Here is a 15,751-nt window from a genome sequence, read left to right on the forward strand (position 1 = left end):
GTGGAGCGCATGATGCGCGACGCCAAGATCACCCAGATCTACGAGGGCACCAACCAGGTCCAGCGCATCGTCATGGCCCGCAACCTCCCGTAACCGGGGCCGCAGAGTTGGAAGGGCGCCCTCCGGGGCGCCCTTCCGTGCGTGGGGCGGCCGCCGGACACCCGCAGCTGCGCACAGGTTGAGCGATCACATTCAGTCACTACTGATCGGTTTCGGTCAATCCTGGCTGACTTTCAGTCGGGTGATCATGCGCTCGATGACGTGAGCATGCCGGAGTCGTAGCCTCGACCTGCTCATCACGGCCCCGTCCGGGGGGAACGGCCTGGCTCGCCCCATGGCCGACGCGCTGTGATTCTTCATCAGGAGGACAAGTGAACAGGCGTTTCGCCGGCATTCTGACCGCGCTTGCCATCGGGACCGTCAGCCCGCTCGCCATGGCGTCGGCTGCGGAGGCGTCACCGTCGTGCCCCGAGGGCGTGGTGTGTCTGCACTACAACAGCGGATGGCAGGGTGCGTTCTTCCAGACCTGGTACTCCATCTCCGACTTCGCGGGCTACAAGTTCAGGAACTGCAGCATCAACGGTTCGGGGTGCGCCGGCTACGAGCTGGACGTGAAGAACAACGCCGCTTCCGCCACGAACACGCGCGACGGCGGCGCCACCATCTACTTCAACTCGAACTACAAGGGCGCCTACGACGTCCTCTGGGCGCACTCGGCCGATGGGCAGCTCTCCAACACCTACAACGAGAACGCCTCGATAAAGGTCTACTAGTCGTACGGATCTCCCCGCGTGCCGTCGCCTTGTCGTTCCGAGGCGGCGGCACGCTTTTCTTGCACGTGGACGGTGGGTGTATGAACAAGAAGATCCTTGTCCTCGCGGCTGCGGCGATGTCCGGCGTGGCCGCCGTGGTCGTCTGGGCCGGGGGCGCTGTCGGCACCGACGACTCCGGAGGGGCCGAAGGATCCCGAGCCGCCGGGGAGAGGGCGAAGGAGAGGCAGTCCGAAGAGGACAGGTTCCGGAGCCGGTCCATGCCGATTCAGCAGTACCTTCCGACGCGGAGCGACGAGCTGCTGTTCAGAGCGGCCAAGAAGACGCTGATCGAGCAGTGCATGATCAGGCGGGGCGTGAAGGGGTTCGAGCTTCCCGAGCCCCAGGCCGACATGCAGAGCCCCCTTGAGCGCCGGTACGGGCTCAGCATTTCCGCGGAGGCCAGGGAATACGGCTACGACCTGCCCCCGTCGAAGGACCCGGGGCGCCTTCAGCCCAAGCTGTCCCTGTCGAAGCAGCAGAACCTGTTGTTCTTCGGGGCGCCGACCGGAGGCGACGGTGGGTGCGTCGGAGAAGCGGGTCGGAAGATCGGCATCCCGAAGACTCCGGTCGCATCGAAGATCCAGATCGAATCCTGGCAGAGATCCATGAAGGACCCGAGGGTCGAATCGGCTTTTCGGCGCTGGTCCGCATGCATGGAGAAGAGCGGTTTCACCTTCGCCAATCCCATGGACACGCCCGGACGCGCCAAGACGTCCGCCGCCGAGAGGAAGACGCTGGCCGGCGCGGAGGTCGCGTGCAACTACTCCTCGGGAGTCCTGTTCACGTGGCTGACGGCGGACAGCGAACTGCAGGAGAAGTCGATATCCGAGCACGGGACGGCCCTGCAGGCCGAGCGGCGGGAGGTGCAGGCGGCAGTGGCTCGCGCAAAGCGAGCCACGACGCCTCGGTGACCGCCCGCCACACGGACGGAAGGAGGGGCTCCCCGCCGCGGGGAGCCCCTCCTTCCGTCCGGTCGCCACCGGTGAGCGGTCAGCGGTTCGAGGTCACCGTCACCGGCTCGTCGTTCTTGATCTGCTCGACGAGCTGCTTCACCTTCGGCATGTCCCACTTCAGGGAGCCCTGCGGCGCGGTGCCGTTGATCGGCATGTTCATGGACTTGCCGTCGCCGCCGCTGATGCCCTTCATCGCGAAGAACATCTTCCCGAGGTCGTACAGCGACATGTCCTTGTCCACGATCAGCGTGTCCAGACCGGCGCCGAGCGTCGGGTACAGCGCGAACGGGTTGAGGATCGTGCCCGGCGTCGCCGCCTGGTTCGCGAGGGCGGAGAGGAACTTCTGCTGGTTCTTCGTCCGCTGGAGGTCCGACTCGGCGAAGGCGTACCGGGTACGGACGAAGGCCAGGGCCTGCTCGCCGTTGAGGGTCTGCGTGCCCGCCTGGAAGTCGGCGCCGGACTTCTTGTCCTTGAAGCCCTTCTCGATGTTCAGCTCGACGCCGCCGAGCGCGTCCACGATGTTCGCGAAGCCGGCGAAGCCGATCTCCGCGTAGTGGTCGATGTGCAGGCCGGTGTTGAACTCGACGGTGCGCACGAGCAGCTCGGGGCCGTCCATCGCGTAGGCCGCGTTCAGCTTGGAGCCGCCGCGGGCCGGGTACGACTTGCCGGACTCGGAGCCGACGAAGTTCGGGATCGTCACCCAGGAGTCACGGGGCAGCGAGACCATCGTGTTCCCGCTGGAGCAGGCCGCGAGGATCATCATCGAGTCGGTCCGCTTGCCCTCGGCGGAGCCGGTGTGGAGCTTCTTCTTCTCCTCGGCGGACATGCCCTCGCGGCTGTCGGAGCCGACGATCAGGTACGTGGTGCAGTCGCCCTCCTCCGGCCGCTCGATGACCTTGGAGAGATCGACCTCGTTGCGCATCTGCGAGGAGGCCCAGGCGTAGGTGCCGATGCCCCAGGCGGCGACCGCCACGACCAGCACGATCGAGCCGACCTTGATCCGCTTGCGCCAGTCCGGCGCGGGCCGGCCGGGCCCCTGCGGGGAGTACTGCGGGGGCACGGTGCCGCGGCCGCCGTCCTGGGCGCCGCTCTGCGGGCCGCCGTACACCTGGCCGCTGCTGTAACCGGAGTCGTACCCCTGGTTCTGCGCCTGCGTGAAGTTCGGGTTGTAACCCTGGCCCTGGCCGCCGCGGGGCGGCTGCTGCGGAACCTGCGGGCGCTGCACATGGCTCATCCGGCGGGGTCCCTCGGGCTGGGAGTTCGCGCTGCCGCGGCCGTATCCGCCGTCATCGGGCCAGTCATTCATGTGGACCAGTGTGCCGGGCAGGGCTTTCCGGACGACAGCCCGGGTGGAGGATCGGACCGGTGCTGTTGCCAAGCTGATGCAAAGCGGACCCGACGGGGACGGGGACCGGACCCGGCATAAGGTGGAGGACATGACAGACCAGGGCGATACCCCGGACGGAATCCCGGGCAAGCCGACTTCCGCGTCCCGCACCACCCTCAGCCACATCATGACCAGCCACGACACCAACCTCCTGGGCACGGTGCACGGCGGCGTGATCATGAAGCTGGTGGACGACGCGGCGGGCGCCGTCGCGGGCCGGCACTCGGGCGGTCCGGCGGTCACGGCCTCGATGGACGAGATGGCCTTCCTGGAGCCTGTACGGGTCGGGGACCTGCTGCACGTGAAGGCCCAGGTCAACTGGACCGGCCGGTCCTCCATGGAGGTCGGCGTGCGGGTCATGGCCGAGCGCTGGAACGAGTCCACGCCCGCCACCCAGGTCGGCTCCGCCTACCTCGTCTTCGCGGCCGTCGACGCGGAGGGCAGGCCCCGCCCGGTCCCCCAGGTCATCCCGGAGACCGAGCAGGACAAGCGCCGCAACCAGGAGGCGCAGATCCGCCGCACCCACCGGCTGGCCCGCCGGCAGGCCATCAAGGAACTCCGGGAACGCCGAGCGGCAGAGGGCTACGAGGACTGACACCCGCGCCCCGCCGGGGCGGTGCCCACGCGGGCGCGGGAGCGACCGTCACGGACACACCACCTCGTCCCCGGTGACCGCCTCGAACGGGGCCCCCGAAGCCTCCGCCCGCACTGCCGTGACCCCCTTGTAGTCGCCCCCCACGGTGACCCGCAGGGTCCCGCCCCGCCCCGGAACCGCCCGCAGCTCCGCCCCGGGCAGGGCGGCCGCCAGCGACTTCGCCGACCGGTCCCACCGGGGGTCGTACTCGACGACCGTCCGCCCCCGCTCGCGCCCCGCCGCGGTCATCGGCGTGCGCGTCGTGTCGAAGCCGGTCGCGCGCAGCGCGTCGTCGACCTTCCGCCCGAGACCGTCGGTCCGGGTCCCGTTGTAGACCTGCACGCGGACCGTCCGCGGCGGCACGTCCACGACGACCGTCCTGGGGGCCTTGGCCGGGGCCGAGGCCGCCGCCTTCTGCGGGGAGAGCGGCTGATCCTCCCGCACGGCCTGGAACAGCTTCTGCGCCTTCGCCGCGTCCCACTTCACGGTCGAGCCGATGTCCTTCACGGGGAAGCTCATGTCCCCGATCGGCACGGACACGAACTCGGACGAGGCGGGGGTGAAGCCGCGCATCGCCTTGGCGAGGGCGAGGAGCTGATCCGTACCGAAGTCCTCGTCGGCCCGTACGGAGCTCAGCATCGTCGTCGCGACCTCACGGAACCGCACCGGGTTGAGCAGCACCCCGCCGCTCGTCACCTGCTCGATCAGCGCCGCCAGGAACCGCTGCTGCCGCTGCATCCGGCCGATGTCGGCGGCCCCGTCGATGTGCCGGGAGCGCACGTACTGCAGGGCCTGCCCGCCGTCCAGCTCATGGGTGCCGGGGGAGAGGTGGAGCCCCGTGTACGAGTCCTCCAGGGCGCGCGTCGTGCAGATCTGCACCCCGCCGACGGCGTCGACGGTCCGCATGAAGCTGGTGAAGTCGACCTCCAGGTAGTGGTCGATCTTCACGCCGGTCATCGACTCGACGGTCCGCACGGTCAGCCCGGGCCCGCCCTCGGCGTAGGCCGCGTTCAGCTTCACCGGATGGGCCCGGTGCTTCCTGCCGCTGTTCAGGTCGGTGTGCTCGGGCATCTCCGCGTACGAGTCGCGGGGGAGGCTGACGACGCTGGCCCGCTCCCGGTCCTCGGAGATGTGGACGAGCATGATGGTGTCGGTGCAGTGGCAGGGCTCACCGCCGAGCCGGTACTTCGCCCTCTCCTCGGGGGTGATCCGGTCGCGGCCGTCCGTGCCGACGAGCAGCACGTTCATCCCGTGCCCGGCCTGCGGCCGGTTCTTCATGTCCTTGAAGGGGTCGACCCGGGTGATCCCGGTGTCGAGGCCGGTCACCAGGGCGTGCCCGATCCCGCCCGCCGCGAGGACCGCCACGGAGAGCGCCGTCGCCATCCGCATCCCCCACCGGGGCCGCCTCCGCCGGCGGACCGGTACGCGACGGGCGGCGGGCCGGGGACGGGGTGTGCGGGGCGGTGTGGGCACGGACGGGCACCTCCGCGGGTGGGACAGGGGACCGTGAGCACGGTAGGCCCATACGATCAGCGCAAGGGCACGCCACCCGCTCGGCGCGCACCGGTGTCCCCCGTTCGCGGTAACGTGGCGGGCGATACTGCCGTCTTCCGGGGGGACGACCCCCGTACCCCCGAGGAACCATGCTGCCCCCCGTCTCCGTGATCATGCCGGTCCTCAACGAGGAGCGGCACCTGCGCAACTCGGTCCGCCACATCCTGGAGCAGGAGTACGACGGCGAGATGGAGGTGGTGATCGCCCTCGGCCCGTCCACGGACCGCACGGACGAGATCGCCGCCGAGCTCGTACGCGAAGACCCCCGGGTCCACACCGTGCCGAACCCCACCGGCCGTACCCCCGCCGCGCTCAACGCGGCGATCCGGGCCTCCCGTCACCCGATCGTGGTGCGCGTCGACGGCCACGGCATGCTCTCCCCGAACTACATCGCCACCGCGGTCCGGCTCCTGGAGGAGACCGGCGCGCAGAACGTCGGCGGCATCATGCACGCCGAGGGCGAGAACGCCTGGGAGGACGCGGTCGCCGCCGCCATGACCTCGAAGATCGGCGTGGGCAACGCCGCCTTCCACACGGGCGGCGAGGCGGGTCCCGCGGAGACGGTCTACCTGGGCGTCTTCCGGCGCGAGGCGCTGGAGCAGCAGGGCGGGTACAACGTGGAGTTCATCCGCGCCCAGGACTGGGAGCTGAACTTCCGCATCCGCGAGGCCGGCGGCCTGATCTGGTTCTCGCCGGAGCTCCGCGTGCAGTACCGCCCGCGGCCCTCGGTGAAGGCGCTCGCGAAGCAGTACAAGGACTACGGCCGCTGGCGCCACGTGGTGGCCCGCTACCACCAGGGCTCCATCAACCTGCGCTACCTGGCCCCGCCGACCGCCGTCTGCGCGATCGCCGCCGGTCTCGTCGTGGGCGCCGTCCTCACCCCGCTCGGCTTCGTGATCCCGGCCGGCTACCTCGCGGCGATCACCGTCGGCTCGCTCCCGGCGGGCAAGGGCCTGCCCCTGAAGGCCCGCCTCCAGATCCCGGTGGCCCTCGCGACCATGCACATGTCCTGGGGCTACGGCTTCCTCACCAGCCCCCGCTCCCTCGCGAAGAAGGTCATCGCGAGCCGCCGCCCGGCGGTGAGGGCGGGCGAGACCGAGTCGGTCTGACGCCCCGTTCAAAGACCGAGGACGACCGGTGCTGTCGCACCGGTCGTCCTCGTGGTGGACGGACTCAGCCGCAGTGCATCCAGCCGGTCTCGTTCTGGTACAGCTCGTGGCCGTTCGTGCCCCATCCGGTCGCCTCGGTCTTGATGCACCTGCCCTTGGCGTAGATCTTCACCGGACCCGCGTAGTACTTGAAGTACCCGGGGTCGCCGTTCATCTCGGTGGAGGTCATGATGGAGAGCGCCATGCGGGTGGAAACGCCGTACGTGGAGCCCTGCTTCACGTTCACCACGCAGTTGTACGTGCCGTCCCAGTAGATGTACGTCGTGGCGACCTGCCCGCCGCCCTCGAAGGAGTAGGCGTAGTGCGGCAGGGTGTCGACCAGGGTGCCGTCACAACCGTATCCACCTGCGGCGGCCGGGCCGGCCGTGGCGATGGGCGCCGCGACACCGAGGCCGAGCAGGACGGCCGAGGTGGCGAGCCAGCGAGTGATCTTGTGCTGCTTCATCGTGTGCCTTCCGAGGTGGTGGCCGACCCGGGCCGTCAGTACGAGGCGGTGCGCGTGTTGGACTCGCCGGTCGCCGCGTCGACGTACGCCTGCGCGAACGACGTCAGGGGGTCCTTGTCGTAGACCTGGGGCGTGTAGCACTGGGTCTGCCCGGGGGAGATCTTGCAGCTGTAGGTGCGGCCGTCGTTGTTGCGGATGATGTAGCCCCGGGTGCAGGCGTAACCCGCGCTCGCGTTGTCGCAGTCGCTCTCGGGGTAGTTCAGCGTCATGCGCGCCCAGGCGGTGTGACAGTTGAGGCTGTACCGGAGCTCGATGGTGCCGAACGAGGCGCCGGCGGCGTTCCTGGCGGTGGCGGAGGCGACCGTCCTGCCGTCGGCGGAGCACCCGGTGGACGACGGGTTCGTGCCGTCGTAGGTGTACGCCTGCGCGCCGCCGGTGCCCGCGATCAACGCGAGACCGAGCGAGCCGGCAACGATGCCGAGGCGGGCGAAGTTACGCATGCGAGTACGCATGATGGCTCCCGGGGGTGTGAGAACGATGTGGTCGCGTGCGAATCAGAGATCATCATTTGGCTGAGTGCATGTCAACACCCTTTGAGGAAAGGGCTGTTGGCTCAGCAGACCGAGGAGGTCGAACCACCCGTCGTGTTGAGGTAGCCCGTGGCGTGCGTGCAGTAGGCCGCGGTGTTGGCCGCCGTACCCCAGAGCTCGGACCGCGTCGTGTTGGACAGGGACGCCTCGCCGTAGTCCGTGCCGGAGTCGGACTCGTTGACGACGTGGACGTAGAGGTCCCAGTTGGTGTGCGTGTTCCGGTACTGCTGCCACACGTAGATGTACGCGTAGTTGTACCCGCAGCCGTAGTACTGCTTGACCGAGGCGGCGTCCACTCCGCCGACCTGGATCACCCGGGTGCTGCCGATCTGGGACACGCTGCTGCATCCGGAGGGCGTGCTCGCGGCGGCGGAGGGGGCGTTGACGAGGGAGAGGCCCGCTATCGCGGCGAGTGCGCCGAGGGTGGACGCTGCCTTCTTGCCGAAGTTCATGGCTCATTGCTCCAAGGGGAAGGGCTGTAAGGCCTGTTGAAGCTATCCACGGTGATCATTTTCGACAATCGATCGGGACTGGTGAGCCGCGTCACATTTCGCCGTTGAACTCTGCTGCAAGCGGGGCGAGTTGGCGGAAACGTCCGACGGCCGGACCCCCTCGCGGGGATCCGGCCGTCGCAGGTGCGGGAACCGGGGTCAGCTCTTCCCGTCCCAGTAGTACGCGGAGTAGACCGGCATGCACTCCTTCTGATCGCCCTGCACCACGTCGGAGCCTTCCGGAAGGTCGCCCGCCTTCGGCTTCTCGTGCTTGTAGACGGAGCCCTCGCGCCAGTCGGCACCGATGGTCAGGGTGATCCCCTCGACCTTGGCGTCGGCGCGGACCGCGGAGTCGGGCAGCCCGAGCGCCTTGGCCACGGACAGGGCGTTCGCCTTGCCCTGGTCGGCGTCGGCCTTGGGATAGGCGACCACCGTGTCCTCGCGGTTCCCACCCTCCTGGGAGAACTTGGCCTCGGTGAAGCCCTTGCCCTGGAGGAGCTCGGCGATCGTGCGGGCGCGGCCCTCGGCGGCCGGCTCGGTGTCGCTGCCCGTGCCGTTGACGACCGCCACGGCGAGCGAGCCGGGCGCCCCGGCGGTGGCCTTGGGCTTGGTCGAGGCGGTCGGCTTCGGCTTCGCGTCGGCCGGGTCGCCGTTCTTGTCGAAGGCGATGTCGTCGCGGAGCATCGCGAACATCTTGTCCGCCGACTTCTTGATCAGGACGTTCTTGTTGTGGTCCTGAGACCACTCCGCCGTCGGGATGTTCGCCGTGGTGAGGCGGTTCAGCTTCACGTTCTTGAGCTGCATCGCCAGGTCGAACAGCTTCTTGACCGACTTGAGCTCGTCAGAGACCTGGAGCGACTCCGTGGCGGTCTCGGCGAGGCCCATGAGACGGCCGGTGTCGGTCCAGGCGTTCTGGCTCTGGAGCTTCTCCATCATGCCGTTCAGGTACATGTGCTGGGCCTTGGCACGCCCCTGGTCGTTGTAGAAGGGGTGCCGGGTGCGCAGCCACTGGAGGGCCTGCTTGCCCTGGATCTCGGTCGTGCCCGCGCGCAGCTTCAGTCCGGAGCCACCCTTCACGCGCGCGGTCGGGTGGTCGTACACGCCGGTCTTGACGCAGACCGGGACACCGCCGACTTCGTCGGCGATCGCCACGACTCCTGCGAAGTCGACCATCATCCAGTGGTCGATGTAGACCTTGGTGAGCTCCTCCCAGGTGGTGAGGGTGCAGCCGGGACCGCCGCGCATCAGCGTCTCGTTGATGGGCCGGTTGTCGGTGGCGGGGTAGGTGGTGCCGTTCTTGTCCTTGCATTCCGGGATGTGGACGATGGTGTCGCGCGGAATGGACACCAGGGAGGCGTTCTTCCGGTCCGCGGAGACGTGCAGCAGCATCTGCACGTCGGCGAGCGGCGGGTTGTTCCGGAGGTCCTTTCCGCCGCCCAGGGCCACGTTCTTCGCGTCCGCCCGGCTGTCGGAACCGATCAGCAGGATGTTCAGCGGGGTGTCGCCCATCGCGTTCGGCGCGGACTTCTTCACGCCGCTGTTGCCGCCCGCGCGGTCACCGCCGCGGATGTTGCCGTTGAGGTGCTCGTAGTACAGGTATCCGGCGCCGGCCGTGCCGAGTATCAGCAGCGACAGCGTGATCGCCGTCCACCGCAGCACCTTGCGCTTGCCGGTCTTCTTGGCGCGGCGGCGCGAGGCCGCGCGTCCGCCCGCGCCCGTACCGCCGCCGTGTCCGCCGCGCCGGCGCGAGGCGCGGGCCGGCACGGGCGCGTCGGCCTCCGCCTCCTCCTCGGGAGCGCCGTCCTTCGCGCCGGTCGCCTCGCCGGCGCCGTGCAGGTCGTCGTCCCAGCCCAGTTCACGGGCGCGCGGAACGCGTCCCCGCGTTCCCTCCCCACGCACGCTGCTCTGTCCCACCCCAAGTCCCCTCGTTGGTCAGCAGTGTGTCAAGTCCCGGTGTTGCCGGTCACTTGGCGCACACCTGCTTGTCTGCTTCTACCTGACCCACGTCCGGCGCCTTCGTCGGAGCGGTCATGGAAACCCCTGCGCCCTTGAAGTCCGCGCCGAGGACGAGCGTCATGGGCTCGCGCGCGGCGGCGTCCTCCGTGCCCGGCTTGAGCGCCGAGGCCGGCAGGCCCATCATGTCCGCGAGTTTGCGGGCCTGATCGGCCTGGTTCGGTGCATAGGTGAGCGTGGTCTTCGCCGCCTTCTCGGGGGCGTTGCTCTTGTTGGTGGACCGCGTCACACCCTGGTCGTTCTGCAGCCAGTTGATGGTCGACTGGGCCGCGCCCTGGATCCCGCTGCCGTTGTAGACGTCGACGCGTACGTCGGCGGCCTCGGCGCGCGCACCCTGGAGCAGCTTCGCCTGGGCCTGTGCCTGGGCGTTCTTGGCGTCCTGCTGCTTGCGCTTCACCTCGGTGAAGGAGACGTCGTTCTGGATCATCGAGAACACCTGCGGAGCCTTGTTCGGGTCGAGGACGACCGTCGCCCGCTTGGTCGGCGGCTCATCGGGGTTGTCGACGACCGGAACGGTCATGAAGCTGATGTTCTTGAGATCGACCTTGCCGATCTCCTTGGCCAGGCTGGTCAGCTTCAGGGCACTGCCTATCCCCCTGTCCACGGTCAGCGCCTCGGTCGCCGCGTTCGCGACCGAGAGGAGCTGCGTCGGACTGTCCAGGGTGTCCTCCTTCAGCTGTCGCATCATGGACGCGACGAACTGCTGCTGCATCTTGATCCGGTCCAGGTCGCTCTGGTTGCCGAGACCGTGGCGGTTGCGGAGGAACGCGAGCGCGGTCTCGCCCTGGATCCGGCTCTCGCCCTCCGGCAGGTCGAGCTTGGAGTAGCTCGGGTCCTTGATGGGCTTGGTCAGGCAGACCTTCACGCCGCCGACCGCCGTCGACAGCGTCTTGACGGCGTTGAAGTCGACCATCATGAAGTGGTTGAGCCCCACTCCGGTCATCTCCTTGACCGTGCGCATCGTGCAGCCGGGGTCGCGGCCGTTCACGCCGAACGACTCGTTGAACCGGGTGGGTGCGCCCGAGCCGGGGATGACCTTCGTCGAACCGTCGGGCTGCTTCGTCGGGCAGTCCGGGATCGGGATCTTGAGGTCCCGGGGGATGCTCAGGACCGTCGCGTTGGTGCGGTCGTCGGAGACGTGCATGAGCAACGTCGTGTCGGCGTGGCCGGTGACGTTGGTCTTGTTCCCGTAGCTCTCGTTGCCCTCGCCGGTACGGACGTCGTTGCCGATGATCAGGATGTTCAGCGGCCCGTCCATGCCCGGGGTGCCCTCCGCGGCATCACCGACGTCGACCGTGCCGATGTTGCCGTCGAGCTTGCTGTAGATCGCGTACGCGCCGGCGGCGCCGCCCACGAGCACGAACGCCATCGTGCCGCCGGTCCACAGCAGGATCTTCTTCTTGCGGCTGGCGCCCTGCTTGCGCTTGCGGCGGCTCTGCGGCGGCACCTGGTCGCCCGCGGCCGGCTCCGGGGCGCGACGGCGGCGCTGGCCGGGGACGGGTGCCTCGGACGGCTCGGAGGCGGGTGTCGACGAGGGTGCGGCGGAGGCGGATCTCCGGGTGCGGGGCGGGGTCTGCGCCTGTGACTGCCCAGCGGAGCGGTCCAGTCGCAGTTCGTAGTTGCCCGTCTGCGGGTTGAGGACCCACTGGTCGGCGGGGTCGATCTCGTCCGCCCGTCCACGGCTGTGCGCGTCCACGGTTACTCGAGTCCTCCGTCGGTGCCACGCGAGGCGCCTCCCCCACAGGGCGCCGCTCTCTCGGTCGTTGATCCTTGCTGAGTGCGACCACACGGTCGGGGTGCACCGGATCGCGTCACACTATCCGCCCAGTTCAGCGTGGGGCGACGTCCGTGACAAATTCCACGCCCCTTACAACCGGGCAATTTGCTCAAACCTCATCGGTCCCCGCGCTCGCCTTGGGGCGCGCTTTACTCACACACCCCTTCCGCCGCGTTCCGTCCCGTGAAGGTCGGCGTCGCCGACGGCGGCGAGGCGTCCGGGTCGTCGGGCTTCCCGTCCCCGCCCCGCTCGCCGTCCTTCTTCTCGTTGTCGGGCGTCACCAGGACGGGCTTGTCCTCGCGCAGTTGACGGAAGAGGTCGCCTGCCGCGGGTTGCACCAGTTCGTCACGGTTCGCGTCGTATCGGTAGGAGCGGCGCGGGACGGTGAGGAACTGCACCTTCTCGGTCGGGATGGCCCGCATGGCCCGCGCCAGGTCGTACAGGTCCCGCAGCGAGTCGAGCCCCGGGTCCGTGGTGATCGCCTTCGTGGCCGCGTCCAGGACCGGGTAGAGCTTGGTCGGGTTGAGCAGCACCCCGTCGCTCTGCACCTTGTTGACGAGGGCGCCGAGGAACTGCTGCTGGCGGTCCATGCGTTCCGTGTCGCTGCCGTTCCCGAGCGACTTGCGGGCCCGTACGAAACCGAGGGCCTGCTCCCCGTGGAGCGTCTGGCGGCCCGCGGGCAGCTTCAGCTTCGCGTCCGGGTCGTCCACCGGCTCCTTGAGGCAGACCTCCACCCCGTCCACGGCGTCCACCATCTTCTTGAAGCCCCGGAAGTCGATCACCATGTGGTGGTCGACCCGGATCCCGGTCAGCCTCTCGACGGTACGGATCGTGCACGCCGTGCCGCCGAACTCGAAGGCCCAGTTGAACTGCGCGAACTGCTCCCGGGTGCGGGTCCCGTCCGCCTTGCGGCAGCTCGGGATCGTCACCATCAGGTCGCGCGGCAGGGAGACGGCCGTCGCGCTCGACTTCCCCGCCGAGAGGTGCAGCAGGATCGTCGTGTCGGAGCGCTGGGTGCCCTTGTCCCTGCCGTACTTGCGGTTGCCCTCGCCGGCCCGGGTGTCCGAGCCGATGAGCAGGATGTTCCGCGCGGCCGAGGTCCCCGCCGGCGGCCGCTCCTTCTCGTACCTCTCCAGCTCGGCGGCGGCGGTGGTGTCGGTGGTGATGTTGTCGTCGAGCTTCCGGTAGAACCACCAGCCGACCCCCGCGGCGGCCAGCACGACGACCGCGACACCGAGGGCCGTCCAGCGCAGCCAGTGGCGCCGACGCGGCTCCTCCGGGGCGCCGGGAGCCTCGTCCTCCGTCGCCGGGGGATCCGGTTCGGCGGGCGTGCCTGCACGGTCCGTCACGTCTGGGTCCGTCCTTCGTGGCGTCGGCGGCGCGCCGGGCGTCCGCCGGTCACAGAAGGAGACGGCCGAACCCGACGCATGGTTGTGCGGAAGGAGTCGACTCCCCCCGGCCGATCATGTACCGCAGACGGGGCGGGGGCCCGGGGACTCGGCGCGGTAATACGCCAAGTGGATGCCGGAACGTGACGGAGGGGCGCCGGGCCGGTGCCGGTGGGCATGTGCGGCCCGGCGGACGGACAGGCGTGCCTGCCGGACGGCTCACAGCGCCGTGTGCGTCACCCGCTCGCTCTCCACGCGCTTCTCCAGGCCCTCGGCGCCGAGTGCGTCCAGGTTCCGGCAGAGCACCACGGAGCCGCCGGCCGCGAGGGGCGCGTAAAGACCCGCCGAGAGACCCTGCCAGTCGCCGTAGCCCAGCCCGGAGAGCAGCCGGGAGCCGGGGGCGAGGCCGAGCGCCGCCGCGTCCGCGCGGGCCTGTTCGACGAGCTGGACCCCGCTGCGTTCCGCACCGTCGACGACGAGCGCCGGCGCCTCCGGATCGACCGGTGCGAACGGGGCGAACCGGTCGCCCTGGCTCGGCACCTCGACCGCGTAGTCCGCGTATCCGGCGGGCGCGGCCGGGAAGCGGCGGCCCAGCGGGGCCAGGGAGAGCGCGATCCGCTCCCCGGAGCAGGCGAGACCCGCCTCCAGGGTGTCCGGCCCCGCCACCACGACGTCCGCGTCCGACGGGTCGCCGCCGATCTCCGCGGTCACGCCGACGGAGGCGCAGGCGAGCAGCCAGACGGCGCTCTGCCAGTGCGCGGGCAGCAGCAGCGCGAGCCGGTCGCCGGGCCCGGCGGACAGCTCGCCCTGGAGCAGGTTCGCCGTCTTGGCCACCCAATTGGCGAAGGTGGCGACGGACAATTCCACCCGCTCACCGGTGGCGTCGTCGTAGAAGGTGACCAAGGGGCGGGCGGGGTCCGCGGCGAGCGCGGATCGCAGCAGGTCGGCAGGGGTGCGGTCGCTGGCGTTCACGCCGGACAGCGTACGCGGGCGGGTGCGCGCGGGTCCGCCGTACCGGTGACGGCGTCCTCCGGTCGGACCGACGGCCCGTCAGTTTCCGGGCCGGTTCCCGGCGCGCGGAACACCCCGGAGGTACGCACGATCGGCCTATGCGTGCCTCACTCGCCTCCTCGATCGCCGTCACCTGTGCGGCGGTGCTCGCCCTGCCGGTCTCCCTCACCGCGCCGGCGGCGGCCACGGCACCACCCGCGGCCGCCCTCGCACTGCCACCCGCGCCCGAACTTCCGGGCTCCACCCAGTCGCTGCCCCTCGAACCGCTCGGCGCCGCCACGCGCGCCCTCGGCGACACGGCCGGCTCCGGCGGGCAGGGGCTCACCCGACGGGACGTCAGGCCCTTCTCGCTCGTCGGCGTCGTCTGGGACGACCCGGCGGCCCCGCTGCACGGCACCGTGCAGGTCCGCACCCGCGCCACCGGCGGCGGTGCCTGGTCGCAGTGGCAGGACGTGGAGACCCACAACGAGGAGCACGGCGCCGACCCCGACACCGCGGAGGGCTCCGCCCGGGCGCTCCGCGGCTCCACCGCCCCGCTGTGGGTGGGCGACTCGGACGGCGTCGAGATCCGCGTACGGGGAGAGGAACCGCTCCCGGCGGGCCTCCGGCTCGAACTGGTGGACCCGGGCGAGGACCCGGCGGCGGCGCCGGAGGAGGCCGTGCCCCGGACCCGTGGCGCCGCGGCCCCGGCCGCCGGGGCCGGCAGGAGCGCGGCGGAGGAGACCGCGAGAGCGGTGAACGCCGGCCTCGCGTCCTACGGCGCGACCTGGATCCCGGCCCTCTCCAAGGAGGAGACCGAGCGCGAGGCCCGGAACATGCCGCAGGCGCGGGCAGTTCCCGCCGCCGCGGCGGCGAAGCCGTACATCGGACCCCGGCCCAAGATCATCACCCGTAAGGGGTGGGGCGCGGACGAGCGGATCCGAGAGAAGGGCTTCGTCTACACGAAGACCATCAAGGCGGCCTTCGTCCACCACAGCGCCACCGGCAACAACTACACCTGCAAGCAGGCCCCCTCCGTCCTGCGCAGCATCTACCGCTACCACGTCAAGAGCAGCGGCTGGCGGGACTTCGGCTACAACTTCGCCGTCGACAAGTGCGGAAACATCTACGAAGGCCGGGCCGGCGGCGTCGCCAAGCCGGTCATGGGCGCGCACACCCTCGGCTTCAACACCAACAGCATGGGCATCGCCGTCCTCGGCACCTTCAGCCGCAGCGCCCCGCCGGCCGCCGCCCTGACCGCCATCGCCCGCCTGACGGCCTGGAAACTCGGGCTCCACGGGGTGAATCCGAAGGGAACGTCGTATCTGATCTCAGGGGGCGGAAACCTGTACAAGAAGGGCAAGAAGGTCCGGTTCAACGCCATCGCCGGACACCGCGACGGATTCGCCACGGACTGCCCCGGCGGACGCCTGTACAACAAGCTCGGCACGGCCCGGACGAGCTCGGCGAAGTACCAGGGAAGGCTCTGATGGGGGCAGGGAGGCAACCATCTGCATAAACTGACCGGTCATATCGCACGGACGACCG

15 protein-coding genes are annotated in these 15,751 nt (G+C 69.9%); 6 read left to right on the forward strand and 9 right to left on the reverse strand.

Annotated elements, in window-relative coordinates; translation table 11 throughout:
* The 3 genes from ABZ318_RS22695 to ABZ318_RS22705 all read left to right on the forward strand — a co-directional run.
* The coding region (locus ABZ318_RS22695; RefSeq protein ID WP_132919430.1) for an acyl-CoA dehydrogenase family protein at positions 1-93 on the forward strand (93 nt) is incomplete at its 5' end.
* Positions 94-371: 278 nt separating this feature from the next.
* Positions 372-773, forward strand: a complete 402-nt coding sequence (locus ABZ318_RS22700; RefSeq protein ID WP_356904300.1) for a peptidase inhibitor family I36 protein — start codon at positions 372-374, stop codon at positions 771-773.
* Between the two features lie 80 nt (positions 774-853).
* Positions 854-1,723, forward strand: a complete 870-nt coding sequence (locus tag ABZ318_RS22705; RefSeq protein ID WP_356904301.1) for a hypothetical protein — start codon at positions 854-856, stop codon at positions 1,721-1,723.
* 79 nt (positions 1,724-1,802) lie between these two features.
* On the opposite strand, the gene ABZ318_RS22710 is transcribed toward ABZ318_RS22705, so the two are convergent.
* A complete protein-coding gene (locus tag ABZ318_RS22710) occupies positions 1,803-3,071 on the reverse strand; it encodes an LCP family protein (RefSeq protein ID WP_356904302.1) in 1,269 nt (422 codons plus the stop codon).
* A 130-nt stretch (positions 3,072-3,201) separates the two neighbouring features.
* Here ABZ318_RS22710 and ABZ318_RS22715 point away from each other — a divergent pair, with 130 nt between their 5' ends.
* Positions 3,202-3,747, forward strand: coding sequence for an acyl-CoA thioesterase (locus ABZ318_RS22715; protein ID WP_356904303.1), 546 nt, complete (start codon positions 3,202-3,204; stop codon positions 3,745-3,747).
* A 48-nt stretch (positions 3,748-3,795) separates the two neighbouring features.
* Here ABZ318_RS22715 and ABZ318_RS22720 read toward each other — a convergent pair whose 3' ends face one another.
* On the reverse strand, positions 3,796-5,175 hold the full coding sequence (locus tag ABZ318_RS22720; RefSeq protein WP_356904304.1) for an LCP family protein: 1,380 nt from the start codon (positions 5,173-5,175) through the stop codon (positions 3,796-3,798).
* A 254-nt stretch (positions 5,176-5,429) separates the two neighbouring features.
* Between ABZ318_RS22720 and ABZ318_RS22725 the strand changes: the two genes are divergently transcribed.
* Positions 5,430-6,449: a glycosyltransferase family 2 protein gene (locus tag ABZ318_RS22725; RefSeq protein ID WP_356904305.1), complete on the forward strand. Its 1,020-nt coding sequence runs from the start codon at positions 5,430-5,432 to the stop codon at positions 6,447-6,449.
* Between the two features lie 64 nt (positions 6,450-6,513).
* Here ABZ318_RS22725 and ABZ318_RS22730 read toward each other — a convergent pair whose 3' ends face one another.
* The 7 genes from ABZ318_RS22730 to ABZ318_RS22760 all read right to left on the reverse strand — a co-directional run bounded on the left by ABZ318_RS22730 (position 6,514) and on the right by ABZ318_RS22760 (position 14,185).
* Positions 6,514-6,954: a hypothetical protein gene (locus ABZ318_RS22730; RefSeq protein WP_356904306.1), complete on the reverse strand. Its 441-nt coding sequence runs from the start codon at positions 6,952-6,954 to the stop codon at positions 6,514-6,516.
* Positions 6,955-6,989: 35 nt separating this feature from the next.
* Positions 6,990-7,466 (reverse strand): DUF2690 domain-containing protein, encoded by a 477-nt coding sequence (locus ABZ318_RS22735; protein WP_356904307.1) that lies wholly within the window; start codon positions 7,464-7,466, stop codon positions 6,990-6,992.
* A 101-nt stretch (positions 7,467-7,567) separates the two neighbouring features.
* On the reverse strand, positions 7,568-7,996 hold the full coding sequence (locus ABZ318_RS22740) for a hypothetical protein (protein WP_356904308.1): 429 nt from the start codon (positions 7,994-7,996) through the stop codon (positions 7,568-7,570).
* Positions 7,997-8,194: 198 nt separating this feature from the next.
* A complete protein-coding gene (locus ABZ318_RS22745) occupies positions 8,195-9,949 on the reverse strand; it encodes an LCP family protein (protein ID WP_356904309.1) in 1,755 nt (584 codons plus the stop codon).
* A 49-nt stretch (positions 9,950-9,998) separates the two neighbouring features.
* A complete protein-coding gene (locus tag ABZ318_RS22750; RefSeq protein WP_356904310.1) occupies positions 9,999-11,744 on the reverse strand; it encodes an LCP family protein in 1,746 nt (581 codons plus the stop codon).
* A 230-nt stretch (positions 11,745-11,974) separates the two neighbouring features.
* Positions 11,975-13,174: an LCP family protein gene (locus ABZ318_RS22755; protein WP_356904311.1), complete on the reverse strand. Its 1,200-nt coding sequence runs from the start codon at positions 13,172-13,174 to the stop codon at positions 11,975-11,977.
* A gap of 258 nt (positions 13,175-13,432) precedes the next feature.
* Positions 13,433-14,185: a TIGR03089 family protein gene (locus ABZ318_RS22760; protein WP_356904312.1), complete on the reverse strand. Its 753-nt coding sequence runs from the start codon at positions 14,183-14,185 to the stop codon at positions 13,433-13,435.
* A gap of 137 nt (positions 14,186-14,322) precedes the next feature.
* On the opposite strand from ABZ318_RS22760, the gene ABZ318_RS22765 reads away from it, so the two are divergent.
* Complete coding sequence (locus tag ABZ318_RS22765; RefSeq protein WP_356904313.1) at positions 14,323-15,693, forward strand: peptidoglycan recognition protein; 1,371 nt, start codon at positions 14,323-14,325, stop codon at positions 15,691-15,693.
* Positions 15,694-15,751 lie beyond the last annotated feature (58 nt).

It is taken from the genome of Streptomyces sp. NPDC006197 (genome assembly GCF_040613865.1).
Taxonomy (GTDB): domain Bacteria; phylum Actinomycetota; class Actinomycetes; order Streptomycetales; family Streptomycetaceae; genus Streptomyces.